This window comes from Pseudomonas sp. PME37.24/006 (assembly GCF_055556635.1).
On the sequence record NZ_JBVHNL010000003.1, the window covers coordinates 306,552 to 329,981 of the forward strand.

The following is a 23,430-nucleotide window of genomic DNA, read 5'->3' on the forward strand; positions in this document are numbered from 1 at the left end:
TTCATCCTTTCCTTACAACTGCACGCCGGAGAAGGACATGAAGCCAAGCGACATCAGACCGATGGTGATGAAGGTGATACCCAGCCCTTGCAGGCCGGCAGGTACATCGCTGTACTTGAGCTTCTCGCGGATACCCGCCAAAGCAGCAATCGCCAACGCCCAGGAAAGACCGGAGCCAAAGCCGTAGACCGTACTTTCCGCCAGGTTGTAATCACGCTCCACCATGAACAGGGTGCCACCCATGATGGCGCAGTTCACCGTGATCAGCGGCAGGAACACGCCCAACGCGTTGTAAAGCGCAGGTACGTACTTATCCAGCAGCATTTCCAGGATTTGTACGATTGCCGCAATAACACCGATGTAGCTGAGCAGCCCCAGAAAGCTCAGATCGACATCCGGAAGGCCAGCCCAGGCCAGCGCGCCGTCCTTGAGCAGGTAGGTATAAATCAGGTTGTTCGCCGGTACGGTGATGACCTGCACCACGATCACGGCAATGCCAAGACCGATCGCGGTCTCAACTTTCTTCGAAATGGCAATGAAGGTACACATGCCGAGGAAGAAGGCCAACGCCATGTTCTCGACGAATATGGCCTTCGCCAGCAGGCTGAGATAGTGCTCCATCAGTAGGCCTCCTTATTCGAAACCTGAGGCGCCATTTTGAAGCTGTTCTTCTCGACCTGATCGGTTTTCCACGAACGAATAGCCCAGATGAACAGGCCAATCAGGAAGAACGCCGAGGGCGGCAGCAAGAGCATACCGTTGGGCAGGTACCAGCCGCCGTCGTTGACCACTGGAATGATGGTGTAACCCATCAGTTTGCCCGCGCCGAACAGCTCACGGATGATCCCCAGTGCCACCAGCATGGCGCTGTAGCCAAGGCCATTGCCGATGCCATCGAAAAACGACAGCACGGGCGGGTTCTGCATGGCGAAGGCTTCAGCACGCCCCATCACGATGCAGTTGGTGATGATCAGACCAACGAATACCGACAACTGCTTGGAGAGGCTGTACGCGTATGCCTTGAGTACCTGATCCACGACAATCACCAGCGAGGCGATGATCACCATCTGCACGATCATACGAATCGAGCTGGGGATCTGGCTGCGGATCATCGAGATGAACAGGTTGGAGAAGCCGGTCACCAAGGTCAGTGCGATCGACATGACGAGCGCGGTTTTCAGGTTCGAGGTAACCGCCAGGGCCGAACAGATACCGAGAATCTGCAAGCCGATAGGGTTATTGTTGAAGACCGGATTGAGCAGGACTTCCTTAATGCTTGGCTGGGACATGATCAAACCTCCCCTTTCTGCAGGTTAGCGAGGAATTGGGCAAAGCCCTTCTCGCCAAGCCAGAAGTGCAACAGATTATTCACGCCGTTACTGGTCAACGTCGCCCCCGCCAGGCCATCGACCTGGTGATCGGCACGCGGACTCTGTGCATCGACATTACCCTTGATGATCTGAATGGCCAGCTCGCCCTTATCGTTGTACAGGGTCTTGCCCAGCCACAGACTCTTCCAGCGAGGGTTATCCACTTCACCACCAAGCCCTGGGGTCTCGGCGTGCTGGTAAAAGCCGAAGCCGGCGATGGTGTTCAGATCGGCCTTGAGCGCCAGAAAACCGTGCAGGGTAGACCACAGGCCATAACCACGCACAGGCAGGATGACGGTCTCCATCTTGCCATCCTGCTCCACCAGATACACCGTGGTGAAGCGCTCACGACGCTTGATGGAGGCGATATCCTCGGCACCGCTAAGCTGCTCGGACAGTTTAGGATCCTTGGACGCAGCAAGCGGATCAAAGGTCAGCGGATCCTGAGCGTCGCTGAATGTTCCGCTATCCAGGTCAACCACACGGGCACTGATACGGCCGTCGAACAGTTCTTTCACCTCGGCGGCGCTCATGCTCGCATCGCCCAGCCCGGCGATCGCCAGAATGCTGCGCTGCTTGTCGAGCAGGCGATTCTCGATTTGCGTCGGTTTGAGGGCAATAGCCGCACCCGCGACGAAAATCGAACACACCAGACACACCGCCAGGGCGACGATCAGCGTCCGGCTAGTGGATTCTTTTTGACTAGACATTGCGCGCCAGCCTCCGCTTGATGTTGGCCTGAACGACATAGTGGTCAATCAGGGGGGCGAACAGGTTGGCAAACAGAATCGCCAGCATCATGCCTTCAGGGAAAGCCGGGTTGACCACACGGATCAACACCACCATCACCCCGATCAAGGCACCGAAAATCCACTTGCCGGTATTGGTCATGGACGCCGAAACCGGGTCGGTCGCCATGAAAATCATGCCAAAGGCAAAACCACCTACCACCAAGTGCCAGTACCACGGCATGGCGAACATCGGGTTGGTATCGGAGCCAATGGTGTTGAATAGCAAGCTCAGCCCAATCATGCCGATCATCACCCCGGCAACAATGCGCCAGGAGGCGATCTTGGTCAGCAGCAGCACCGCACCGCCGATGAAGATGGCCAGCGTGCTGGTTTCACCCAGCGAGCCTTGCATGGTACCGATGAAGGCGTCCATCCAGGTCACGCCGCCATTGATGATGTGTTCCACACCACCCGTGGCCGCCATACTCAGCGAGGTCGCGCCAGCAAAGCCGTCGACAGCAGTCCACACTGCATCACCAGACATCTGCGCCGGGTAGGCGAAGAACAGGAAGGCACGCCCCGTCAACGCCGGGTTGAGGAAGTTCTTGCCCGTGCCGCCAAATACTTCCTTGCCAATCACCACGCCGAAGCTGATCCCAAGCGCAACCTGCCAGAGCGGGATGCTCGGCGGAAGAATCAGGGCAAACAGAATCGAGGTGACGAAGAAGCCTTCGTTGACCTCATGACGACGGATTGAAGCGAACAACACTTCCCAGAAACCGCCGACGATGAAGGTCACCGCATAAACCGGCAGAAAGTAGGCAGCGCCCTGAATAAAGTTGTCCCACAGGCTGTTCGGGTCAAAACCCGCCAATGAGCCAATCAACGCAAACCGCCAGCTTTCCTGACTGGCCAGCAGATCGGGGTTTTGCGCGAAGATCAGGTTGGCCTGATAGCCAGTGTTCCACATGCCAAAGAACATCGCCGGGAAGGTACAGACCCATACGGTGATCATCATGCGCTTGAGGTCGATGCCATCACGCACGTGGGCGGTGGTTTTGGTCACGCTGCCCGGGCGGTAGAAAAATGTATCGGCCGCTTCGTAAAGCGCGTACCACTTCTCGTACTTGCCGCCCTTCTCGAAGTTGTGCTCGATCTTGTCGAGGAATGCACGAATACCCACGGGTTAACCCTCCTTTTCTATACGGCTGAGGTTGTCCCGCAGGATCGGACCATATTCATATTTACCAGCGCACACATAGGTGCACAGCGCCAGGTCTTCTTCGTCAAGTTCGAGGCAGCCCAGTTGCTGAGCCAGCTCGGTATCGCCGACGATCAGGTAACGCAACAGCTGGGTAGGCAGGATATCCAGCGGCATCACCGCCTCGTAGTTGCCCACCGGCACCATGGCCCTGGGGCTGCCGTTGGTGGTGGTGGAAAACGCAAAACGTTTGGCGCTCTGCAGCTTGGAAACGAAAATATTTAGCACCGAGTGCTTGTTAACGCCGGCACGCAGGTAATGCATGACTTCACGGTCATTGCCTTCCTTGAGGCAAGACACCTGCAGGTGATAGCGCCCCAGGTAAGCGCAGGCACCACGCGATGTACGCCCGCCAAGTAGCGACCCGGAAACCACACGATTGTCGCCAGGGACAAGTTCACCAGCGGTCAATTCGTTGAGGTTGGCACCCAGGCGCGTACGCAGCAGACGCGGCCGCTCGACCACCGGCCCGGCCAGCGAGACGACACGCTCGACCCACAACTGGCCGGTAGTAAACAGTTTGCCAACCGCAATCACGTCCTGATAATTGATCGTCCAAACGCTTTTCTTGACGCTGACCGGATCGAGGAAGTGGATGTGCGTACCAGGCAAACCAGCAGGATGGGGGCCGGAGAATGACTCCGTCTGTACGTTATGCAACTGCTCGCCGGGCAGGCTCACGCCTTCGGCCTTACAGAGAAACACTCGACTCAAGCAGCTCAGCACCTTGAGACCGTTGGCGAAGTCAGCAGCATGCTCAGCAATAATAAGTGTGGGGTCGGCAGCCAGCGGATGAGTATCGATAGCGCTGACGAAGATCGAGCTGGCGATCGCATCGACAGCTGGCACCTTGCTGAAGGGACGAGTACGCAATGCTGTCCACAGGCCGGACTGCAGCAAGTTCTCGCGCACCAGAGCAGCATCCAGACTATCCAGCTGACCCTCGGCGTACTGAGCAAAGGTTTCATGCTCATCGCCCTCGAGGTCGATGACCACCGATTGCAGCACGCGCCGCTCCCCACGATGGATGGCGCTGATCACACCGGCGCCTGGCGCCGTGTAGTGCACACCCTCAGACTTTTTGTCTGAAAAGAGAATCTGGCCCAGCTTGACCCGATCACCCACCTGAACCGCCATGGTGGGCTTCATATCATGGTAATCGAAGCCTATGACTGCGACGCTGCGCACGGGTCTAGAAGCCTCGATCTGCTGAGCCGGCGCGCCTGTGATGGGCAAGTCGAGCCCATGTTTTATTTTGATCATAGGTTTGCCTAACCACTGTTTTTAAGCTTTTTTTAGAATGCGCCCGAGACCTGAAAACCAAATGGTCAGCACACCCCCATAGCGTTTATGGGTGTGCGCTGATGTCGAACGCGGGTAAGAAATCGCCGTGATTATAAAGTTGTGCGACAACTAGACGCTAGCCAAGCGCTTGCTTTTTTAGCGCTCAGTTACAGGACGCAACAGAATGACCGCGAATATAGATGCCTGCGCAAGCGATGTCGTCAGGTGCTAAGACGTGCATTGGCCTCCCGAATGGAGGGAGCTAATGCCCTCCAGCGACTGCGCTCTTGCGCATACTCATAAGAAACGCGCCCTAGAAGAGAAATCGAGGGCAAAAAAACGGGAGCCGAAGCTCCCATTTTTCACGCCATGATCCTACTCAGCGCGGGAATGCCGGCGGGTTGACCCCAGCCATGTCTTCCATCACGCGTACAACCTGGCAGCTGTAGCCAAACTCGTTGTCGTACCAGACATACAGGACAACACGGTTGTCGTTGGCGATAGTGGCTTCGGCGTCGACCACACCGGCATGGCGCGAGCCGACGAAGTCGGTGGACACCACTTCCTGAGAGCTGACGAAATCGATCTGCTTCTGCAGGTCGGAGTGCATGGCCATCTGGCGCAGGTACTCGTTGATTTCTTCGCGGCTGCAGGCCTTCTCAAGGTTCAGGTTGAGAATCGCCATGGACACGTTCGGCGTCGGAACGCGGATCGCATTGCCAGTCAGCTTGCCCTTGAGAACCGGCAGCGCCTTGGCAGCAGCGGTAGCCGCACCGGTTTCGGTGATGACCATGTTCAGCGCGGCACTACGACCACGACGGCTACCTTTATGGAAGTTGTCGATCAGGTTCTGGTCGTTGGTGTACGAGTGAACGGTTTCGACGTGGCCATTGACGATGCCGTACTTGTCGTTGACTGCCTTGAGCACCGGCACGATGGCGTTGGTGGTGCAGGAGGCGGCCGAGACGATCTTGTCCTCAGCGGTGATCTCGCTGTGGTTGATGCCATGCACGATGTTCTTCAGGGCACCCTTGCCCGGAGCGGTCAGCACGACGCGGTCGATACCCGGGCACTTGAGGTGCTGCCCCAGGCCCTCGGCATCACGCCATACGCCGGTATTGTCGACCAGCAGCGCATCCTTGATGCCGTACTGGGTGTAGTCGATGGCCGACGGATCCTTGGCGTAGATCACCTGGATCAGATTGCCATTGGCGGTCAGGGTGCTGTTTTCTTCGTCGATGGTGATAGTGCCATCGAACTTGCCATGCACCGAGTCGCGACGCAGCAGGCTGGCGCGCTTGACCAGGTCATTCTCGGCACCTTTGCGCACGACGATGGCGCGCAGACGCAGGCCGTCGCCCCCACCGGTGTGCTCGATCAGGATGCGTGCCAGCAGACGGCCGATACGACCGAAGCCATAAAGGACGACGTCGGTGCCTTTGCGCGGCGAAGCGTTCTGCTGGTTGGCCACGTCGGCGAGTTCGTCTTTGACGAACTGCTCGATGCTACGGCCCTGGCCTTCGGCCTTGAACTTGCCGACCATCTTGCCCAGGTCGACGGAGGCTGCACCCAGCTTGAGCTCGCTCATCACTTTGAGCACGGCGTAGGAATCGTGAACGGCCAAGCCGTTTTCGTCAGCCTGACGGTGACGTGCGAAGCGATGCGCCTTGAGGATCTCGATGACCGAACGGTTGATCAGGCTGCGGCCGTGGATCGACAGCACCACATTGTTGTTGCGGTACAGCTGACCAATCAGCGGAATCATCGCCTCGGCGAGGGCTTCACGGTCAATCCATTCACCAAGACACTGGTCGGGCTTCTGAGTCACGGCAATACCTTCCACATGTAGGGGCTGAAAAAAGGGGCTACATTATGACGACACACACATGGGTCGGCAATCTGCAGCGGTCGAAACACTGACAGCCATCCTCGCGGATAGTTACAATCGGGGGCCAAATCGTTACCAATCGCGAGCCACCTGTGCCTGTACTGCGTCTGCCGTCCTTGCCGGCCACCGCCGGTAAACAACACTGGGGCAACCTGCCCGGTGCCGCGCTGAGCCTGGCCATTGCCGAAGCGGCCAGCGCTGCGAAGCGCTTCACCCTGCTGCTCACTGCCGATAGCCAGAGCGCCGAGCGCCTGGAGCAGGAACTGAGCTTCTTCGCGCCAGAATTGCCGGTGCTGCATTTCCCCGACTGGGAAACCCTGCCCTACGACCTGTTCTCGCCGCATCAGGACATCATTTCCCAGCGCATTTCGGCGCTGTATCGCCTGCCCGAGCTCAAGCACGGCGTACTGGTCGTGCCCGTCACCACGGCGCTGCATCGCCTGGCACCGACCCGCTTTCTGCTGGGTAGCAGCCTGGTGCTGGATGTTGGTCAACGCATCGACGTCAACGACATGCGTACGCGTCTGGAGGCCTCTGGATATCGCTGCGTCGACACCGTTTATGAGCATGGCGAATTCGCCGTACGCGGCGCGCTGATCGATCTGTTTCCGATGGGTAGCAAGCAGCCGTTTCGCATCGACCTGTTCGATGACGAGATCGAGACTCTGCGCACCTTTGATCCAGAGACCCAGCGCTCGATAGACAAGGTCGAGTCGATCAAGCTGCTGCCGGCACGCGAATTCCCCCTCGAGAAGAAGGCCGTCACCGATTTTCGCGGGCGCTTCCGCGAGCGCTTCGACGTCGACTTCCGTCGCTGCCCGATCTATCAGGATCTCTCCACCGGCATCACTCCGGCCGGTATCGAGTACTACCTGCCGCTGTTCTTCGAGGAAACCGCCACCCTCTTCGACTACCTGCCCCAGGACACCCAGGTATTCTCGCTGCCCGGCATCGAAAAGGCCGCCGAACAGTTCTGGAGGGACGCGCGCAACCGCTACGACGAACGCCGCGTCGACCCCGAGCGTCCGCTGCTGCCGCCGGCCGATATCTTCTTGCCGGTCGAAGACTGCTTCGCGCGCCTGAAGGACTGGCCGCGCGTCGTAGTCAGCGCCGACGACATCGAGCCGGGCGTAGGCCGCACGCGCTTCGACGCCAGCGCCCTGCCCGACCTGGCGATCCAGGCCAAGAGCAGCGAGCCACTGGCAGCACTGCGTCGTTTCATCGAGGAATACCCGGGCCGCGTGCTGTTCTGCGCCGAATCCGCCGGGCGCCGCGAAGTGCTACTGGAGCTGCTCGCGCGCCTCAAGCTCAAGCCCAAGGAAGTCGATGGCTGGCCGCAGTTCTGTGCGAGCAAGGAACGCCTAGGCATCACCATTGCGCCGCTGGATGAAGGCCTGCAGCTCGAAAACCTTGCACTGATTGCGGAAAGCCCGCTGTTTGGCCAACGCGTCATGCAGCGTCGGCGTCGGGAAAAGACCCGCGATGGCGGCGACAACGTCATCAAGAACCTCACCGAGCTGCGCGAAGGCGCGCCGGTGGTGCATATCGATCACGGCGTCGGTCGTTACCTGGGCCTGGTGACCATGGAATTCGACGGCCAAGCCGCCGAGTTCCTTACCCTGATGTATGCCGAGGAAGCCAAGCTCTACGTACCGGTCGCCAGCCTGCACCTGATTGCCCGCTACACCGGCAGCGACGATGCGCTCGCCCCGCTGCATCGCCTCGGCTCGGAAGTCTGGCAGAAGGCCAAGCGCAAGGCGGCCGAACAGGTACGCGACGTCGCCGCCGAGTTGCTCGACATCTACGCCCGCCGCGCCGCCCGTGAAGGCTACGCGTTCAATGACCCCAAGGCCGACTACGACACCTTCAGCGCCGGTTTCCCGTTCGAAGAAACCCCGGATCAGCAGAGTGCCATCGAGGCCGTGCGTGACGACATGCTCGCACCCAAGCCGATGGATCGCCTGGTCTGCGGCGACGTCGGCTTCGGCAAGACCGAGGTGGCCATGCGCGCCGCCTTTATCGCCGTACATGGCGGTCGCCAGGTCGCCATCCTGGTGCCCACCACCCTGCTTGCCCAGCAGCACTACAACAGCTTCCGCGACCGTTTCGCCGACTGGCCAGTAACGGTCGAGGTGATGAGCCGCTTCAAAAGCGCCAAGGAAATCAACGCCGCGGTGCAGCAACTGGCCGAAGGCAAGATCGACATTGTTATCGGCACCCACAAGCTGCTGCAAGACGACGTCAAGATCAAGAACCTGGGCCTGGTGATCATCGACGAAGAGCACCGCTTCGGCGTGCGCCAGAAGGAAGTGCTCAAGGCGCTCCGCAGTGAGGTAGATATCCTCACCCTCACTGCCACCCCCATTCCGCGCACCCTGAATATGGCCGTGTCGGGCATGCGTGACTTGTCGATCATCGCGACACCGCCAGCTCGCCGCCTCTCGGTGCGTACCTTCGTCATGGAACAGAACAACCCGACGATCAAGGAAGCGCTGCTGCGTGAGCTACTGCGTGGCGGCCAGGTGTACTACCTGCACAACGACGTGAAGAGCATCGAAAAGTGCGCAGCCGAGCTGGCCGCACTGGTGCCCGAAGCGCGCATCGGCATCGGCCACGGGCAGATGCACGAGCGCGAGCTGGAACAGGTGATGGGCGACTTCTACCACAAGCGCTTCAACGTACTGATCGCCTCGACCATCATCGAGACCGGCATCGACGTGCCCAGCGCCAACACCATCATCATCGAGCGTGCCGACAAGTTCGGCCTGGCTCAGTTGCACCAGTTACGCGGTCGCGTCGGGCGCAGCCACCACCAGGCCTACGCCTACCTGCTGACGCCGCCGCGCAAGCAGATGACCGACGACGCGCAGAAACGCCTGGAAGCCATCGCCAATGCCCAGGATCTCGGTGCTGGCTTCGTCCTCGCCACCCACGACCTGGAAATCCGTGGTGCGGGCGAACTGCTCGGCGACGGCCAGAGCGGGCAGATCCAGGCAGTTGGCTTCACCCTGTACATGGAAATGCTCGAACGAGCAGTGAAATCGATCCGCAAGGGCGAGCAGCCGAACCTCGACCAACCGCTGGGCGGTGGGCCGGAAATCAACCTGCGTGTACCGGCGCTGATTCCCGAGGATTACCTACCGGACGTCCATGCCCGCCTGATCCTCTATAAGCGCATCGCCAACGCCATCGACGAAGACGGCCTGAAAGAGCTGCAGGTGGAAATGATCGACCGCTTCGGGCTGCTGCCGGAGCCAGCCAAACACCTGGTACGCCTGACCCTGCTCAAGCTGCAGGCTGAGCGGCTGGGTATCAAGAAGATCGATGCAGGGCCGCAAGGTGGGCGCATCGAGTTCGCGGCGGAAACACCGGTCGATCCACTGACGCTGATCAAGTTGATCCAGAGCGCGCCGAACCGCTACAAGTTCGAAGGCGCCACGCTGTTCCGCTTCTCCATACCGATGGAGCGTGCGGAAGAGCGTTTCAACACGCTAGAGGCGTTACTGGAACGCCTGCTGGCTACGGTGAAAAGCTGAAAAAACAGGGCCGCATAAGCGGCCCTGTTTTTTTATAGCCTGGGGTGAGCGAAGCGATAGCCAGGAAGCTTTCGCAGCTACTTACTCGACCAACTGCGCGGCGCGCAAAGCCGACAGTGCCTGCGCCCAGCGCGGCTCCTGGCGATAGTCGATGCAGGGGAACGCCCGGCGACGCATGCGCGCCAAGCCCTTGGGCGCTATCACGCCGAGGCGCTGAGCCGCCGAGAGCGCAAGCTCTGCAGCTGCCCGGTCGTTGCATACCAGCCCCATATCGCAACCCGCCGTAAAGGCAGCCTCGATGCGGCTGGCTGCATCGCCAACCACATGGGCGCCGGCCATCGACAGGTCATCGCTGAAAATGACGCCCTCGAAACCCAGCTCCCCCCGCAGGATGTCCTGCAACCAACGGCGCGAGAAACCAGCCGGCTGACTGTCCACCTGAGGGTAGATGACATGGGCCGGCATTACCGCCGCAAGATCACGACTCAAGGCCGCGAACGGCCGTAGGTCGTTCTGACGGATTTCTTCCAGGCTGCGCTCATCGGTTGGAATGGCCACATGGGAATCGGCCTCGGCCCAGCCATGCCCGGGGAAATGCTTGCCGGTCGCCGCCATGCCCGCCTCCGCCATGCCGCGAATGAACGCGCCCGCCAACTGGGTGGCACGCTCGGAGTCACCCTCGAAGGCACGGTGGCCGACCACCGCACTGCGCTGATGATCAAGATCCAGCACCGGCGCGAAACTCAGATCCAGGCCCACCGCCAGGACTTCGGTCGCCATCAACCAGCCGCACTGCCGCGCCAGGCTCTCGGCATCGGCGCAGCCTGCAATGGCGCGCATCGCCGGCAGACGCACAAAGCCTTCACGCAGCCGCTGTACGCGGCCGCCCTCCTGATCCACAGCGAGCAGCAGATCCGGGCGCACGGCACGAATGGCCTGTGACAGCTCACGCACCTGACGTGGATTCTCGATATTGCGGGCGAAGATAATCAGGCCGCCGACTTCGGGCTGGCGCAGCAACTGCCGGTCTTCGGCAGTCAGCCAGGTGCCGGCGATATCCACCATCAGGGAGCCATACAAGGGGGTACTCACAACAGGTAATCCTTAATTGAGTGGCCGCACCGCTCAGCTGGAGCGAGGCGCTTCATCGATCAGCGCCACGCATCGAGCGAGCACTGGGGAAAAGATTTTGCAGCAGATATGAAACTCGGCCTGCGCACAGCCATGGGACAGTGCCCCATGAACAGGTTCCGCATTCGGCACGCAGACAGGCGCAGCAAAGCGAATGCTCGCGCCCAAGCGCAATGAATATCTGGCGATTCGGTGAGGAGATCACCCAAGCTCTGGCTATGCCGAAACCAGCTGCTGATATAGGCGGTAGCTTAGGGGCAGCGACGAGCAGCCCGCAAGCCGGACAAGACGGTCAGGCCTTGATGATGGCTGGGCCTTTACTGCGAGGAATAAGCTGAGCAGTCGCCAGCCGCTGGTCGGTCACTCCGCTTTCAGAGCGCATACCGGCGGCCAGGAACGGCACCATCAGGCGCATGACCTGCTCGATCGAGGTATCCACGCCGAAGTCGCTCTCGGCCATGGCCCGCAGGGCCTTGATGCCAGACATGCTGAACGCCGCGGCGCCGAGCATGAAATGCACGCGCCAGAACAGCTCCAGCGGAGGAATGCCGGGCGCCGCTTCATGCACCAGATGCATGTAGCGCCGGAACACCTTGCCGTAGACCTCTTCGAGGTATTTGCGCAGGTGCCCCTGACTCTGACTGAAGGCCAGGCCGAGCAAGCGCATGAAGATGGACAGGTCATTACCACTGCGCGGTTTCACCGCCAGGGTCTGCTCGACCAACAGTTCGAGCAACTCCTCGAGGCTGAAGGTCACCCCTGGCTTGCTCTGGCGCTTGTCGAGCTCACGCTCGAGGCTCGCGCAGAACGGCCCGAGAAAACGCGAGAAGACCGCCTGAATCAGGGCCTTCTTGGAACCGAAGTGGTAGTTGACGGCGGCCAGGTTGACCCCAGCCTTGCTGGTAATCAGGCGCAACGACGTTTCGGCGAACCCCTTCTCCGCGAACAACTGCTCCGCAGCATCCAGAATGCGTTCAACGGTTTCCGATTGCGCCATGACATCCATCCGACAAACAAGTGTTTGAAACATACGTTTCAGCGCGCACGCCTGTCAAGTCGCGCAGACCGTATTCTGGATGCTCAGTCATCATTTGGCGATAGCGTCGCGGGCAATCCCGGCCGGGTTTCGAAAATGGCCTGCTGAGCATAGCCCGTTACGCCGCCTGGCGGATAACACAGGCGCGACGCACATCAATGGATTGCCAAGCGACGCTTACTGTATATAATCCCAGTCACTGTATAAAAAGACAGAGCCGCCCACATGATCAAGCTGACGCCCCGCCAAGCCGAAATCCTCGCCTTCATCAAGCAGTGCCTGGAAGACAACGGCTACCCGCCGACTCGTGCAGAGATCGCCCAGGCGCTCGGCTTCAAGTCACCGAATGCCGCCGAGGAACACCTCAAGGCCCTGGCCCGCAAAGGTGCGATCGAGATGACCCCGGGCGCTTCCCGCGGCATCCGCATCCCGGGTTTCGAGCCCAATCAGGCCGAGGAAGAAGGCCTGCCGGTGATCGGCCGAGTGGCTGCAGGCGCACCCATTCTGGCTCAACAACATATAGAGGAAGCCTGCCGGATCAACCCGGACTTCTTCCGCCCGAGGGCCGACTACCTGCTGCGGGTACGCGGCATGAGCATGAAGGACATCGGCATCGTCGACGGCGATCTGCTTGCCGTCCACACCACCAGCGAAGCACGCAACGGCCAGGTAGTGGTCGCGCGTATCGATGATGAAGTGACGGTCAAGCGATTCAAACGTGAAGGCAATACCGTCTGGTTGCTGGCTGAAAACCCAGAATTCGCCCCGATCGAAGTGAACCTGGAAGAACAGGAGCTGATCATCGAAGGCTTGAGTGTCGGCGTCATACGCCGCTAATTGGAGGCTTTATGCAGTTCCCTCAGTCGCTGAGCCGTACCCAACTTCCGCTGTTCGATGCCTTTCTGGCATCGACCATTGCGGTGGCCGAACCCGAACCAGTAGCACTGGAAACCACGTTCAGCGAAGTATCGCTGAGAGGTGCTGCGGGTAACTGCCTGACGCTGTTGGCGCCCATGCTGCGGGAACTGAGCGAGAAGGATGACGAACGCTGGTTGACCCTGATCGCCCCACCGGCCAGCCTGACCCAGAGCTGGCTGCGCGATGCGGGCCTGAACCGTGAGCGGATTCTGCTACTGCACCCTCGCAACAGCCAGAGCGCCCTGCAGCTGGCTCAGGAAGCCTTGAAACTTGGCCGTAGCCATACGGTGGTCAGCTGGCTGCATCCCCTGCCCCAGCATGCGCGCCAGCAACTGGAAGCAGCAGCGCACCTCGGCCAGGCGCAAAGCCTGAACATCAGCCTGGGCTGACCCACGATTTACAGAGAAATGCTCGAAGTTGGAGTGTCACTTTTCTGCCTGACCGCCCGTGGAGGGCGCGGGTAGAAAGCCGGATCAGTGCAGGACGCGGGGCTGGTCTTCATGCTCAAAATCGCCTTCGGCCATTCTGCCGGCCATTTGCACGCCGACATTGAGCATCGCTTTGGCGACTTCCACATGCTGGCCCTGGAGAAAGGCCTTGGCATCTTCGGAGAAGTCCAACACCACCAGTGCTTCCTCATCATCGGCTCGACGCAGGGCAATACGCCCATCGGGCAGTTCGACGATTTCAAGGAAGGAAGTAGGCATAACTCGGATTCTCCACGAAAGGCCGCGCATTGTAGCAGCCGCTCCATTCAATCGCTTGGCGAAAAACCGCTAAGCGCTGAACGGACTTTTCAATAGTCGGTGCCCAGCACGGTCACCACTCGCTGAGGCCGACGCGAAAACGCTGTGCCAGTGCTTTCAGCTCCTGACGCCAGCCCTCCAATGTTTCCCGGTCAAGTGGAGGCTGTGCCTCATCGACACTTACCGCCTTGATCAGCGAGGTAGCGCCAGGATCGGCCTTAGCCTCGCGCGGGGCGCGCGGAGGCCGGAATAGCTCGGCATGAGCAGCCAATAATTGCCCAAGCCAGGTGTGCCCATTTTCGGCCAACTCAACCAGTTCGGCCAACTCGGGGCTGGGTGAAGAAGCCAGGCTCTGTCGATCCAGCAATACCTCGGCACGCGCGGCACTGCTGTTCGGCAAGCGATAGAAACCTGCGATTTCATGGCACAGCCCAAGTAACGCACCGTACAAATGAAACAGGGTCGCTTCACGTTCGGCCTGCACCAACGCCTGGGCATTCATCGCCCGGCCTTCTTCGGCCTTGCGCCAGGAGTCCAGAGAAAGCCCGGCGTAGAAAATCTTTTGGTTCGTGCGGGTATACAGTTCGCCAGCCATATCCACTCTCCCGATCGCCATGGGCACACTCCAGCGAAGCATGCCCAAGGCAGATCAACGCTTGTCTTCAACCTTCCATTTGCCACCGTCGTAGAACGCTTTCCAACCGGTGGGTTTACCGTCCACTTCGGTCTGCACGTACTGCTCCTTGGTCTTGCGGCTGTAACGGATGACTGCCGCGCGACCTTCTGGATCTTTCGCTGGAGCGCTCATCAGGAAGTGATACTTCGGATCGATCTCGTCTTTATGCGGGACGATCTCAAGTACCAGTGGCGCACGGGTTTCGCGGTTTTTCGGAAACTGGCTGGCAGCCAGGAACAGCCCTGAGGCGCCATCACGCAGCACGTAGGTGTCATCGACCTTCTCACACTTGAGCTCCGGCATCTTCACCGCATCCATCTTGGGTGGCGCGGGCTCGCCACTACGCAGCAGCTTGCGGGTGTTCTTGCACTCGCTGTTGGTGCAACCAAAGAACTTGCCGAAGCGCCCGGTCTTGAGCTGCATCTGACTGCCGCACTTGTCGCACTCCAGGCTCGGCCCTTCGTAGCCTTTGATGCGGAACTGGCCCTGCTCGATCTCATAACCGGCGCAGTCCGGGTTGTTGCCGCAAATATGCAGTTTGCGCGTTTCGTCCAGCAGGTAGGCATCCATGGCCGTCGCACAGATCGGGCAGCGGTGCTTGCCGAGCAATACGCGGGATTCGGACTCACCCTCGTCATCCGCAGCGATCTCGTCACCGGGCACCAGGTTGACCGTGGCCTTGCAGCGTTCCTTCGGCGGCAGGGCATAGCCCGAGCAGCCAAGGAAAACGCCGGTGGAGGCGGTACGAATCATCATGTGCCGGCCGCAATCGCGGCAGGGAATATCGGTCGGCGTTGGCGTGTTGGCGCGCATGCCATTGTCGCCGTCGGCGGCCACCTCGAGCTTCTTCTTGAAGTCGCCGTAGAACTCGTCGAGCAGGTGTTTCCACTCGCGCTCGCCCTGGGCCACGTCATCGAGGTTCTCTTCCATGCCGGCGGTGAAGCCGTAGTCCATCAGATCGGAGAAGCTCTCGGAAAGACGCTCGGTGACGATGTCGCCCATTTTTTCCGAATAGAAGCGGCGGTTATGCAGCGCCACGTAGCCACGATCCTGAATGGTGGAAATGATCGCTGCGTAGGTGGATGGACGACCAATCCCCCGCTTTTCCATTTCCTTGACCAGGCTGGCTTCCGAATAGCGCGCCGTGGGCTTGGTGAAGTGCTGGCTAGGGTCAAGCTTGATCAGTTTGAGCACTTCACCCTGTTTCATTTCCGGCAGCACGGCGTCATCACCAGGCTTGCTCAGTTGTGGCAATGCACGGGTGTAACCGTCGAACTTGAGAATACGCCCCTTGGCACGCAGTTCGAACTGCGCAGCCGTAACGGTCACGGTAGTCGACAGGTATTCGGCCGGCGGCATCTGGCAGGCGACGAATTGGCGCCAGATCAGCTCGTAGAGGCGTTCGGCGTCACGCTCCATCCCGGACAGCTGGGTCGGGCGCACGTTGACGTCAGAAGGACGAATCGCTTCGTGCGCCTCCTGAGCGCCTTCCTTGCTGGAGTAGATGTTGGCCTTCTCCGGCAGGTATTGCTTACCGTACTCGGTGTCGATGAAACCACGCACCATCTCGACGGCATCAGCCGAGAGATTGGTGGAGTCGGTACGCATATAGGTGATGTAACCAGCCTCGTAGAGACGCTGGGCCATCATCATGGTCTTCTTCACACCGAAGCCCAGCCGGGTGCTGCCCGCCTGCTGCAGTGTCGAGGTAATGAACGGCGCCGAGGGTTTGCTGCTGGTCGGCTTGTCCTCGCGCTTGGCGATGCTGTAGCTCGACGCCTTGAGGGTCGCCAGCGCGGCCATGGCCTGCGCTTCGTTCAGCGGCTTGAAGGCAGCGCCATTCTCGCGGGCTACTTCAAAGCGCACGTTGGCGTCTTTGGCGGTGCCCAGATCGGCGTGCACCTCCCAGTACTCTTCAGGTACGAACGCTCGGATTTCCTTTTCGCGCTCGACCACCAGCTTCACCGCAACGGACTGCACACGTCCGGCAGACAGCCCGCGAGCGATCTTCGACCACAGCAGCGGCGAGACCATGTAGCCCACCACGCGATCAAGAAAACGCCGCGCCTGCTGGGCATTGACCCGGTTGATATCCAGTTCACCCGGAGCAGAAAACGCCTCTTGAATGGCCTTTTTGGTAATTTCGTTGAACACCACGCGCTTGTAGCGGCTGTCGTCACCACCGATAGACTCGCGCAGATGCCAGGCGATGGCCTCCCCCTCTCTATCCAAGTCGGTCGCGAGATAGATGGTGTCAGCATCTTTGGCTAGGCGGCGCAGTTCCTCGACCACCTTCTCCTTGCCCGGCAGGATTTCGTACTTGGCTTTCCAACCCTGCTCGGGATCGACGCCCATGCGGTTGAATAGCTGACGCTTGGCCTTTTCCTTGGGTGACAGGGCCGGCACCTCACCCACGGCAGCCTTGCCGCGTTTGACAGGCTCCTTGGCTGCCGCCCCGCCACTGGTGGGGAGGTCGCGGATGTGGCCGATGCTCGACTTCACCACGTACTGGCTGCCCAGGTACTTGTTGATGGTCTTGGCCTTGGCCGGGGATTCCACGATGACCAGCGATTTACCCATGGATTGGAAAATTCCTGAAATTCGATAATTGAAAGGCGAGTAAGCGCCTGAAAAACTGTTGGGCGTATCGGCTCGACGCATGCTGCATCGACGATGAAAGCGCCCGCTCGACAGAGCGAACGCCGAAAAACGTGGTGCTGCCGCTTGTATCACATCAGCCGGATCGTTATCCAACCGACTAAAAGTGCCCTGCGACCTGCTTTGGCCCCGCTATATATAGTGGCGGTCAAGCCAAGGTCAAGGACAAGTGTTTCCTGAAGCCATCTCAAGGACGCCTTAGAACACTTGCTTCTGCCTCGACAAAAGCAAAGCGCGGAACCCGCTTGCCGTCCAATGCCACGTCGCTGCAAAACATCGCCAGCGGCCGCACCCAGAGACCGTATTCGCCGTACAACGCCTGATACACGACGACTTCTTCTTCCGTCTCAGAATGCCTGGCCAAACCCAGCACGCGGTACTCGGGGCCTTTGTAGTGACGGTAGAGACCGGGCTGCAGCGACATCATTCAATTTCCTGAAAATATTTTTCGTTCGATAAAAACGCTCGGACGGCATTTCGTGCCGCGCGCCGAACCGGTACGGCCTGCATCAACGACGCAGTGCCAAAAAACAAAAACCGGGGCAGAAGCCCCGGTTGTGCAACCACCTAAACGTCAGATGCGTTCGAACACCGTGGTGATCCCCTGGCCCAGGCCGACGCACATGGTCGCCACGCCGAAGGTACCGTTGTTCTGCTTCATCACGTTCAGCAGGGTACCGGAGATACGCGCCCCGGAACAACCGAACGGGTGACCCAGAGCGATGGCGCCGCCATGCAGGTTGACCTTCTCTTCCATCTTGTCGAGCAGTTTGAGATCCTTCAGCACAGGCAGGGCCTGGGCAGCGAAGGCTTCGTTGAGCTCGACGAAATCGATGTCGTCGATGGTCAGGCCGGCACGCTTGAGCGCTTTCTGAGTCGACGGCACCGGACCGTAGCCCATGATCGCCGGATCCACACCGGCCACGGCCATGGCGCGAACCACTGCCATTGGCTGGATGCCGAGATCCTGAGCGCGCTGAGCGGACATCACGATCATGCAGGAAGCGCCATCGGTGATCTGCGAGGAGGTACCCGCCGTGACGGTGCCGCCCTTGGGATTGAACGCCGGTTTGAGGTTGGCAAGGCTTTCCAGGGTGGTTTCGGGACGAATGGTTTCGTCGTAATCGAACACCTTGAGGAAGCCGCTTTCGTCGTAACCCTGCAGCGGGATGATCTCGTCCTTGAACTTGCCTTCGACGGTGGCCTTATGGGCCAGCTGGTGCGAACGCACGCCGAACTTGTCCTGGGCCTCACGGGTGATGCCGTGCATCTTGCCGAGCATTTCGGCGGTCAGGCCCATCATGCCGGAGGCCTTGGCCGCGTACAGCGACAGGTGCGGGTTCGGGTCGACGCCGTGCATCATGCCGACGTGGCCCATGTGCTCAACGCCGCCGACCACGAATACATCGCCGTTACCGGTCTGGATCGCCTGCACGGCAGTGTGCAGCGCGCTCATCGACGAGCCGCACAGGCGGCTGACGGTCTGCCCGGCACTGGTGTGCGGGATCTGGGTCATCAGCGACGCCATACGCGCGATGTTCCAGCCCTGCTCCAGGGTCTGGTTGACGCAACCCCAGATGACGTCTTCGACTTCCTTGGGGTCGACCTTGTCGTTGCGCTCCAGCAGTTTGCTGATCAGCTGCGCCGACAGGGTCTCGGCACGGGTATTACGGTGCATGCCGCCCTTGGAACGCCCCATCGGGGTACGGCCGAAGTCGACGATGACTGCATCTCTTGGATTCAGGCTCATAAATTCACTCTCGCTCCAATCGTTGCGCGATTAACCAAAGAAGGTCTGGCCGTTTTTGGCCATTTCACGCAGTTTCTCGGTCGGCTGATACAGCGCGCCCAGATCGGCGTACTTGTCGGCCAGGGCCACGAACTCGGCCACCCCGACACTGTCGATGTAGCGCAGCGCGCCACCGCGGAACGGTGGGAAACCGATGCCGTAGATCAGGCCCATGTCGGCCTCGGCGGCCGTTTCGACGATACCGTCTTCCAGGCAGCGCACGGTTTCCATGCACAGCGGGATCATCATGGTGTTGATGATGTCCTCGTCGCTCAGCTCACGCTGTTCGACCACGATCGACTTGAGCAGCTCGTAAGCCTCGGGGTCGGTGACCTTTTTCGGCTTGCCGCGCTTGTCAGTCTCGTAGGCGTAGAAGCCCTTGCCGTTCTTCTGGCCCAGGCGGTTGGCTTCGTACATCACGTCGACCGCGGTGCGGCCTTCTACCGCCATGCGATCCGGGAAGCCTTCGGCCATCACGTCACGGCCGTGATGGCCGGTGTCGATGCCGACCACGTCGGACAGGTAGGCCGGGCCCATGGGCCAGCCGAACTTCTCCATGACCTTGTCGATGCGCGCGAAGTCGATGCCGAAGCTGAGCAGCTTGGAGAAGCCGCCGAAGTACGGAAACAGCACGCGGTTGACCAGGAAACCCGGGCAGTCGTTGACCACGATCGGGTTCTTGCCCATCTTCTTGGCATACGCCACGGTGGTGGCAACCGCCTTCTCGCTGGACTTCTCACCGCGGATGACTTCGACCAGAGGCATCATGTGCACCGGGTTGAAGAAGTGCATGCCGACGAAGTTTTCCGGGCGTTTGAGGGCCTTGGCCAGCAGACTGATGGAAATGGTCGAGGTGTTGGACGCCAGAATGGTGTCATCCTTGACAGCAGCCTCCACCTCGGCCAGCACGGCCTGCTTGACCTTGGGGTTCTCGACCACGGCTTCGACGACGATGTCGACATGGCCAAAGTCGCCATAGGACATGGTCGGGCGAATGGCGCTCAGCGATTCGGCCATCTGCGCGGTGGTCATGCGACCTTTCTCGACGCGCTTGCCGAGCAGCTTGGAGGCCTCGTTCAAGCCCATCTGGATACCCTCTTCGCGGATATCCTTCATCAGGATCGGCGTGCCTTTGGACGCCGACTGGTAGGCGATACCGCCACCCATGATGCCGGCACCCAGCACAGCGGCCAGTTTCACGTCCTGAGCGATGGCATCGAAGCCCTTGGCTTTCTTCTTCAGCTCCTGATCGTTGAGGAACAGGCCGATCAGGCTTTCCGCGACCGAGGTCTTGGCCAACTTGGCGAAACCGGCGGCTTCGACTTCCAGTGCCTTGTCACGGCCGAAGTTGGCGGCTTTCTGAATGGTCTTGATGGCTTCGACCGGCGCCGGGTAGTTCGGGCCGGCCTGGCCTGCGACGAAACCCTTGGCGGTTTCGAAAGCCATCATCTGCTCGATGGCGTTGAGCTTGAGCTTTTCCAGCTTGGGCTGACGCTTGGCCTTGTAATCCAGTTCGCCGGAAATGGCGCGCTTGATCAGATCCAGGGCACCGGCCTGCAGCTTGTCAGCGCTGACCACGGCGTCCACCGCACCGACCTTGAGGGCTTCATCGGCACGATTTTCCTTGCCGGAGGCGATCCACTCGACGGCGTTGTCGGTACCGATCAGGCGAGGTAGGCGCACGGTGCCGCCGAAGCCCGGATAGATACCCAGCTTGACCTCGGGCAGACCGATCTTGGCGCCTTCGGCCATGATCCGGTAGTCGGCAGCCAGACACATTTCCAGACCGCCACCGAGGGCGATGCCGTTGATGGCGACGACAGTGGGCACTTCCAGATCTTCGAAATCACTGAAGATCCTGTTGGCTTCCAGGTTACCGGAGATCAGTTGCTCTTCCGGCAGCTTGAAGTTGTCGACGAACTCGGTGATGTCGGCACCGACGATGAACACGTCCTTGCCGCTGCTGACGATCACGCCTTTGATCGAGGCATCAGCCTTGATCGCGTCGACGGACTGACGGAGCTCGCTCAGGGTCAGACGATTGAACTTGTTGACGGACTCACCCTTGAGATCGAACTTGAGTTCGACGATGCCGCTTTCAAGAGCCTTAACCGTGATGGCTTTACCTTCGTAAATCATCAACTGATCTCCACGCTTAGGGAATCTGAACAGTACACACCGGAGTCAATCCACAGACTCACGCCACAAGACACCGTAGACGAAATTCCGCTACCCACCGATGCGATATTCGGACTGGATTGGGCACTGCCGAAGCGGCAAACGCTCAATTCATACGCCCGTTTGATTTGGGTGAGCACACATTCACGGAAAAGCCGGTAATTGTCAATTGGCGTTCTGTAGCCACTTGCAGCGCGCACTACCAATCCACAGTGATTGATAAAGCCTGCAGCGAAAAGCAGATCAATGGCGTCGATAACGCGCCATTCGGCAGGCATGCGTCCACCTGGACTTAGCGCTAGCCAAAATTCGAGACCAGGGGTAGAGTCGCGCGATTCGGCTGCCACCGAATGACTAAAACAACAATAACGATGTGTCTTCACCGAGGTTCCAGCATGCCTGCACGCCTGCGCGCCATCCTTCTACACGCCCTGCTCTTCACCCTGCTGCTGCCTGGTTTCAGCGCTGCCGCGGAAACCTCGCCCTACCTGCAACATCTTCTGCGCCTGCACCTGGCTGCGCAGAAAAGTCTGGGCGACTTCTACATGTACAACAGTATGGAAGGCGATCAGCGCTACGCACGGATGATCGATGAGTCTCGCCAGGAAGCCAGCAGACAGATTTTGAAACTGTCAGGCATGCCTGACATCGGCGCGGCTCGCCTACAAACTCGCCTGCAGGAGGAGTGGCAAGCCTATGATCGAGATCTGACGGCACTGATGAGCGCGCTGGGGAAGCAGGGCTACACAGATTTGCAGCCGGTCGCCGACATGGCTGCACGCAACCGCCAGGTATTGGCGACCAGCGAAGCCCTGTACGACGCATTGCAACGCGCGGACGCACGCGCGATATCCGAGCAGACCGCCAGCACCCGGCAGCTCAGCCTGCTGATGCAAAGCATCGCCGTGAGCTACGCCGCACGCAGTGCATCGGTAGGCGCCAGCTTTTCCGGGGATAGCAGCGAGCGCCCCATTGAAGATCAGGTAGCAGACTTTTCCAAGCGCCTGGATGCGCTGCGCAGCCTGCCGGGCAACAGCGCGCAGATCAATACGGCACTGGACGCTGTAGCGACCAAATGGCGCTACATCGAGAAGTCGCTGCGCAACTACAACGAAAAAAGCGTGCCGTTCCTGGTCAACAAGTACTCGGACAGTATTATTCGTGGGCTAATGGAGGTCACCGACCTCTATTCGAAGCCAGCCTAGGCGAGCAGCCAGTCATGACAGCTGATAACACGCTGACCACGGCGCGAGATTGCTCAGGCACGCGCCTTGAGAAAGCTCGCAATAGCCTGCAACGATTCTGGGCGGGCACGCTCTCCCCAGCACAGAGCGATCATCTGCGCAGTGGCTTCGGCCTTGTAGACGTCTCCAGGCAAGCTGCCAAGCTGCTCGACGAGCGGCATATCCGCACAGGGCTCCTGCCATTTGTTCAGCCATATGCCTGGCTCTCGCTGCCAGTAGCACCAACTGTCCTGCCGCCCGCGGGGTCGCGGATGGTGGTATTGCGGGCAGGGGCTCGGCGCCGTATTAGCCATCCAATACGGCCACTCCTCGCGGGCCAGCTGCATGGCCAAACCCATACGCCGCGCCTCCATGCGAACGTCCATCTGGCCACGCTGACGCCGCGATGGCACCAGCCAGACCAGGGGACTAAGTGCGACTACCAGTAGTGCGACAACGATCCATCCCGTCATAATTTCTATCTCCACTGCGCAACCTGTGGTAAATGCTCAAACCAGCCATACTTGAAATCATTGGTCACCCTGAAAGGAGACAATCTCATGCCCTACCAGCACATTCTGGTCGCCGTCGATCTGACCGAGGAGTGCGACCCGGTAATGAAGCGCGCCCAGGCTCTAGCCAGCAGCACCCAGGCAAAACTGTCCGTGGTGCATATCGTCGAACCCATGGCCATGGCTTTTGGCGGCGACGTACCGATGGATCTGTCGATGCTGCAACAACAGCAGTTCGAGCAGGCCAAGGAGCGCCTCGACGCCTTCGCCCTCAAGCACCCTCAGCTCACCGCGGAAAACCGCCACCTGGCTTACGGCCAGCCACGCCAGGAAATTCATCGCCTCGCTTCTGAGCAGCACTGCGATCTGATCATCGTCGGCAGCCACGGCCGTCACGGCCTGGCCTTGCTGCTCGGCTCGACCGCCAATGACGTGCTGCACGGCGCGCCCTGCGACGTGCTGGCCGTCAGCCTGAAGAAGCCATCGGCCTGAT

Annotated in this window: 21 protein-coding genes; 5 read left to right on the forward strand and 16 right to left on the reverse strand. The window is 59.9% G+C overall.

Annotation, left to right across the window (positions count from 1 at the left end; all coding sequences use genetic code 11):
* Positions 1-12: 12 nt before the first annotated feature.
* The 6 genes from nqrE to ACZ3GY_RS12350 form a co-directional block, all read right to left on the reverse strand.
* The gene (nqrE, locus tag ACZ3GY_RS12325; protein WP_463565490.1) at positions 13-621 is read right to left on the reverse strand and encodes an NADH:ubiquinone reductase (Na(+)-transporting) subunit E; all 609 of its coding nucleotides are present in this window, start codon (positions 619-621) and stop codon (positions 13-15) included.
* Complete coding sequence (locus tag ACZ3GY_RS12330) at positions 621-1,289, reverse strand: NADH:ubiquinone reductase (Na(+)-transporting) subunit D (protein WP_465910219.1); 669 nt, start codon at positions 1,287-1,289, stop codon at positions 621-623. Before ACZ3GY_RS12330 ends, nqrE begins: the two co-directional genes overlap by 1 nt.
* 2 nt (positions 1,290-1,291) lie before the next feature.
* A complete protein-coding gene (locus ACZ3GY_RS12335; RefSeq protein ID WP_463565492.1) occupies positions 1,292-2,080 on the reverse strand; it encodes a Na(+)-translocating NADH-quinone reductase subunit C in 789 nt (262 codons plus the stop codon).
* On the reverse strand, positions 2,073-3,284 hold the full coding sequence (locus tag ACZ3GY_RS12340; RefSeq protein WP_463565493.1) for an NADH:ubiquinone reductase (Na(+)-transporting) subunit B: 1,212 nt from the start codon (positions 3,282-3,284) through the stop codon (positions 2,073-2,075). Before ACZ3GY_RS12340 ends, ACZ3GY_RS12335 begins: the two co-directional genes overlap by 8 nt.
* 3 nt (positions 3,285-3,287) lie before the next feature.
* Positions 3,288-4,625 (reverse strand): Na(+)-translocating NADH-quinone reductase subunit A, encoded by a 1,338-nt coding sequence (locus ACZ3GY_RS12345; protein WP_465910221.1) that lies wholly within the window; start codon positions 4,623-4,625, stop codon positions 3,288-3,290.
* Positions 4,626-5,025: 400 nt separating this feature from the next.
* The gene (locus tag ACZ3GY_RS12350; RefSeq protein ID WP_465910222.1) at positions 5,026-6,474 is read right to left on the reverse strand and encodes a glyceraldehyde-3-phosphate dehydrogenase; all 1,449 of its coding nucleotides are present in this window, start codon (positions 6,472-6,474) and stop codon (positions 5,026-5,028) included.
* 152 nt (positions 6,475-6,626) lie between these two features.
* Between ACZ3GY_RS12350 and mfd the strand changes: the two genes are divergently transcribed.
* Positions 6,627-10,070: a transcription-repair coupling factor gene (gene mfd / locus ACZ3GY_RS12355; RefSeq protein WP_465910223.1), complete on the forward strand. Its 3,444-nt coding sequence runs from the start codon at positions 6,627-6,629 to the stop codon at positions 10,068-10,070.
* A gap of 81 nt (positions 10,071-10,151) precedes the next feature.
* Here mfd and nagZ read toward each other — a convergent pair whose 3' ends face one another.
* The gene (nagZ, locus tag ACZ3GY_RS12360; protein WP_465911030.1) at positions 10,152-11,150 is read right to left on the reverse strand and encodes a beta-N-acetylhexosaminidase; all 999 of its coding nucleotides are present in this window, start codon (positions 11,148-11,150) and stop codon (positions 10,152-10,154) included.
* A 343-nt stretch (positions 11,151-11,493) separates the two neighbouring features.
* Positions 11,494-12,198 carry a TetR/AcrR family transcriptional regulator gene (locus tag ACZ3GY_RS12365; RefSeq protein ID WP_225833612.1) on the reverse strand — a complete coding sequence of 235 codons (705 nt, stop codon included), beginning with the start codon at positions 12,196-12,198 and terminating at the stop codon, positions 11,494-11,496.
* Positions 12,199-12,462: 264 nt separating this feature from the next.
* On the opposite strand from ACZ3GY_RS12365, the gene lexA reads away from it, so the two are divergent.
* Both lexA and sulA read left to right on the forward strand, forming a co-directional pair.
* Positions 12,463-13,074, forward strand: coding sequence for a transcriptional repressor LexA (lexA, locus tag ACZ3GY_RS12370; RefSeq protein WP_225833614.1), 612 nt, complete (start codon positions 12,463-12,465; stop codon positions 13,072-13,074).
* Positions 13,075-13,085: 11 nt separating this feature from the next.
* Positions 13,086-13,544: an SOS-induced cell division inhibitor SulA gene (gene sulA / locus ACZ3GY_RS12375; RefSeq protein ID WP_463565498.1), complete on the forward strand. Its 459-nt coding sequence runs from the start codon at positions 13,086-13,088 to the stop codon at positions 13,542-13,544.
* Between the two features lie 84 nt (positions 13,545-13,628).
* Here sulA and ACZ3GY_RS12380 read toward each other — a convergent pair whose 3' ends face one another.
* The 7 genes from ACZ3GY_RS12380 to ACZ3GY_RS12410 all read right to left on the reverse strand — a co-directional run bounded on the left by ACZ3GY_RS12380 (position 13,629) and on the right by ACZ3GY_RS12410 (position 21,480).
* Positions 13,629-13,862 carry a hypothetical protein gene (locus tag ACZ3GY_RS12380; RefSeq protein ID WP_463565499.1) on the reverse strand — a complete coding sequence of 78 codons (234 nt, stop codon included), beginning with the start codon at positions 13,860-13,862 and terminating at the stop codon, positions 13,629-13,631.
* A 112-nt stretch (positions 13,863-13,974) separates the two neighbouring features.
* The gene (locus ACZ3GY_RS12385) at positions 13,975-14,496 is read right to left on the reverse strand and encodes a DUF6586 family protein (RefSeq protein ID WP_465911033.1); all 522 of its coding nucleotides are present in this window, start codon (positions 14,494-14,496) and stop codon (positions 13,975-13,977) included.
* A gap of 54 nt (positions 14,497-14,550) precedes the next feature.
* On the reverse strand, positions 14,551-17,157 hold the full coding sequence (gene topA, locus ACZ3GY_RS12390) for a type I DNA topoisomerase (RefSeq protein ID WP_465910225.1): 2,607 nt from the start codon (positions 17,155-17,157) through the stop codon (positions 14,551-14,553).
* Between the two features lie 265 nt (positions 17,158-17,422).
* On the reverse strand, positions 17,423-17,659 hold the full coding sequence (locus ACZ3GY_RS12395) for a DUF1653 domain-containing protein (protein ID WP_465911034.1): 237 nt from the start codon (positions 17,657-17,659) through the stop codon (positions 17,423-17,425).
* A 150-nt stretch (positions 17,660-17,809) separates the two neighbouring features.
* A complete protein-coding gene (fadA, locus tag ACZ3GY_RS12400; RefSeq protein ID WP_465910226.1) occupies positions 17,810-18,985 on the reverse strand; it encodes an acetyl-CoA C-acyltransferase FadA in 1,176 nt (391 codons plus the stop codon).
* Between the two features lie 30 nt (positions 18,986-19,015).
* Positions 19,016-21,163: a fatty acid oxidation complex subunit alpha FadB gene (gene fadB, locus ACZ3GY_RS12405; protein WP_465910227.1), complete on the reverse strand. Its 2,148-nt coding sequence runs from the start codon at positions 21,161-21,163 to the stop codon at positions 19,016-19,018.
* Complete coding sequence (locus ACZ3GY_RS12410) at positions 21,163-21,480, reverse strand: hypothetical protein (protein ID WP_465910230.1); 318 nt, start codon at positions 21,478-21,480, stop codon at positions 21,163-21,165. Before ACZ3GY_RS12410 ends, fadB begins: the two co-directional genes overlap by 1 nt.
* Positions 21,481-21,597: 117 nt before the next feature.
* On the opposite strand from ACZ3GY_RS12410, the gene ACZ3GY_RS12415 reads away from it, so the two are divergent.
* Positions 21,598-22,407: a hypothetical protein gene (locus ACZ3GY_RS12415; protein WP_465910231.1), complete on the forward strand. Its 810-nt coding sequence runs from the start codon at positions 21,598-21,600 to the stop codon at positions 22,405-22,407.
* A 53-nt stretch (positions 22,408-22,460) separates the two neighbouring features.
* Here ACZ3GY_RS12415 and ACZ3GY_RS12420 read toward each other — a convergent pair whose 3' ends face one another.
* The gene (locus ACZ3GY_RS12420; protein ID WP_465910232.1) at positions 22,461-22,898 is read right to left on the reverse strand and encodes a hypothetical protein; all 438 of its coding nucleotides are present in this window, start codon (positions 22,896-22,898) and stop codon (positions 22,461-22,463) included.
* 87 nt (positions 22,899-22,985) lie between these two features.
* On the opposite strand from ACZ3GY_RS12420, the gene ACZ3GY_RS12425 reads away from it, so the two are divergent.
* Positions 22,986-23,429 carry a universal stress protein gene (locus ACZ3GY_RS12425; RefSeq protein ID WP_463565505.1) on the forward strand — a complete coding sequence of 148 codons (444 nt, stop codon included), beginning with the start codon at positions 22,986-22,988 and terminating at the stop codon, positions 23,427-23,429.
* The last annotated feature ends 1 nt before the right edge of the window (position 23,430 follow it).

Coding starts and splice junctions, on each gene's coding strand:
- ACZ3GY_RS12410 (WP_465910230.1), bottom strand. CDS start 21,480: ATGCCTGCCGAATGGCGCGTTATCGACGCCATTGATCTGCTTTTCGCT.
- ACZ3GY_RS12395 (WP_465911034.1), bottom strand. CDS start 17,659: ATGTCGCTGCAGCCCGGTCTCTACCGTCACTACAAAGGCCCCGAGTAC.
- ACZ3GY_RS12420 (WP_465910232.1), bottom strand. CDS start 22,898: ATGACGGGATGGATCGTTGTCGCACTACTGGTAGTCGCACTTAGTCCC.
- ACZ3GY_RS12335 (WP_463565492.1), bottom strand. CDS start 2,080: ATGTCTAGTCAAAAAGAATCCACTAGCCGGACGCTGATCGTCGCCCTG.
- ACZ3GY_RS12385 (WP_465911033.1), bottom strand. CDS start 14,496: ATGGCTGGCGAACTGTATACCCGCACGAACCAAAAGATTTTCTACGCC.
- lexA (WP_225833614.1), top strand. CDS start 12,463: ATGATCAAGCTGACGCCCCGCCAAGCCGAAATCCTCGCCTTCATCAAG.
- ACZ3GY_RS12345 (WP_465910221.1), bottom strand. CDS start 4,625: ATGATCAAAATAAAACATGGGCTCGACTTGCCCATCACAGGCGCGCCG.
- fadB (WP_465910227.1), bottom strand. CDS start 21,163: ATGATTTACGAAGGTAAAGCCATCACGGTTAAGGCTCTTGAAAGCGGC.
- fadA (WP_465910226.1), bottom strand. CDS start 18,985: ATGAGCCTGAATCCAAGAGATGCAGTCATCGTCGACTTCGGCCGTACC.
- topA (WP_465910225.1), bottom strand. CDS start 17,157: ATGGGTAAATCGCTGGTCATCGTGGAATCCCCGGCCAAGGCCAAGACC.
- sulA (WP_463565498.1), top strand. CDS start 13,086: ATGCAGTTCCCTCAGTCGCTGAGCCGTACCCAACTTCCGCTGTTCGAT.
- ACZ3GY_RS12415 (WP_465910231.1), top strand. CDS start 21,598: ATGCCTGCACGCCTGCGCGCCATCCTTCTACACGCCCTGCTCTTCACC.
- ACZ3GY_RS12380 (WP_463565499.1), bottom strand. CDS start 13,862: ATGCCTACTTCCTTCCTTGAAATCGTCGAACTGCCCGATGGGCGTATT.
- ACZ3GY_RS12425 (WP_463565505.1), top strand. CDS start 22,986: ATGCCCTACCAGCACATTCTGGTCGCCGTCGATCTGACCGAGGAGTGC.
- ACZ3GY_RS12330 (WP_465910219.1), bottom strand. CDS start 1,289: ATGTCCCAGCCAAGCATTAAGGAAGTCCTGCTCAATCCGGTCTTCAAC.
- nqrE (WP_463565490.1), bottom strand. CDS start 621: ATGGAGCACTATCTCAGCCTGCTGGCGAAGGCCATATTCGTCGAGAAC.
- ACZ3GY_RS12365 (WP_225833612.1), bottom strand. CDS start 12,198: ATGGCGCAATCGGAAACCGTTGAACGCATTCTGGATGCTGCGGAGCAG.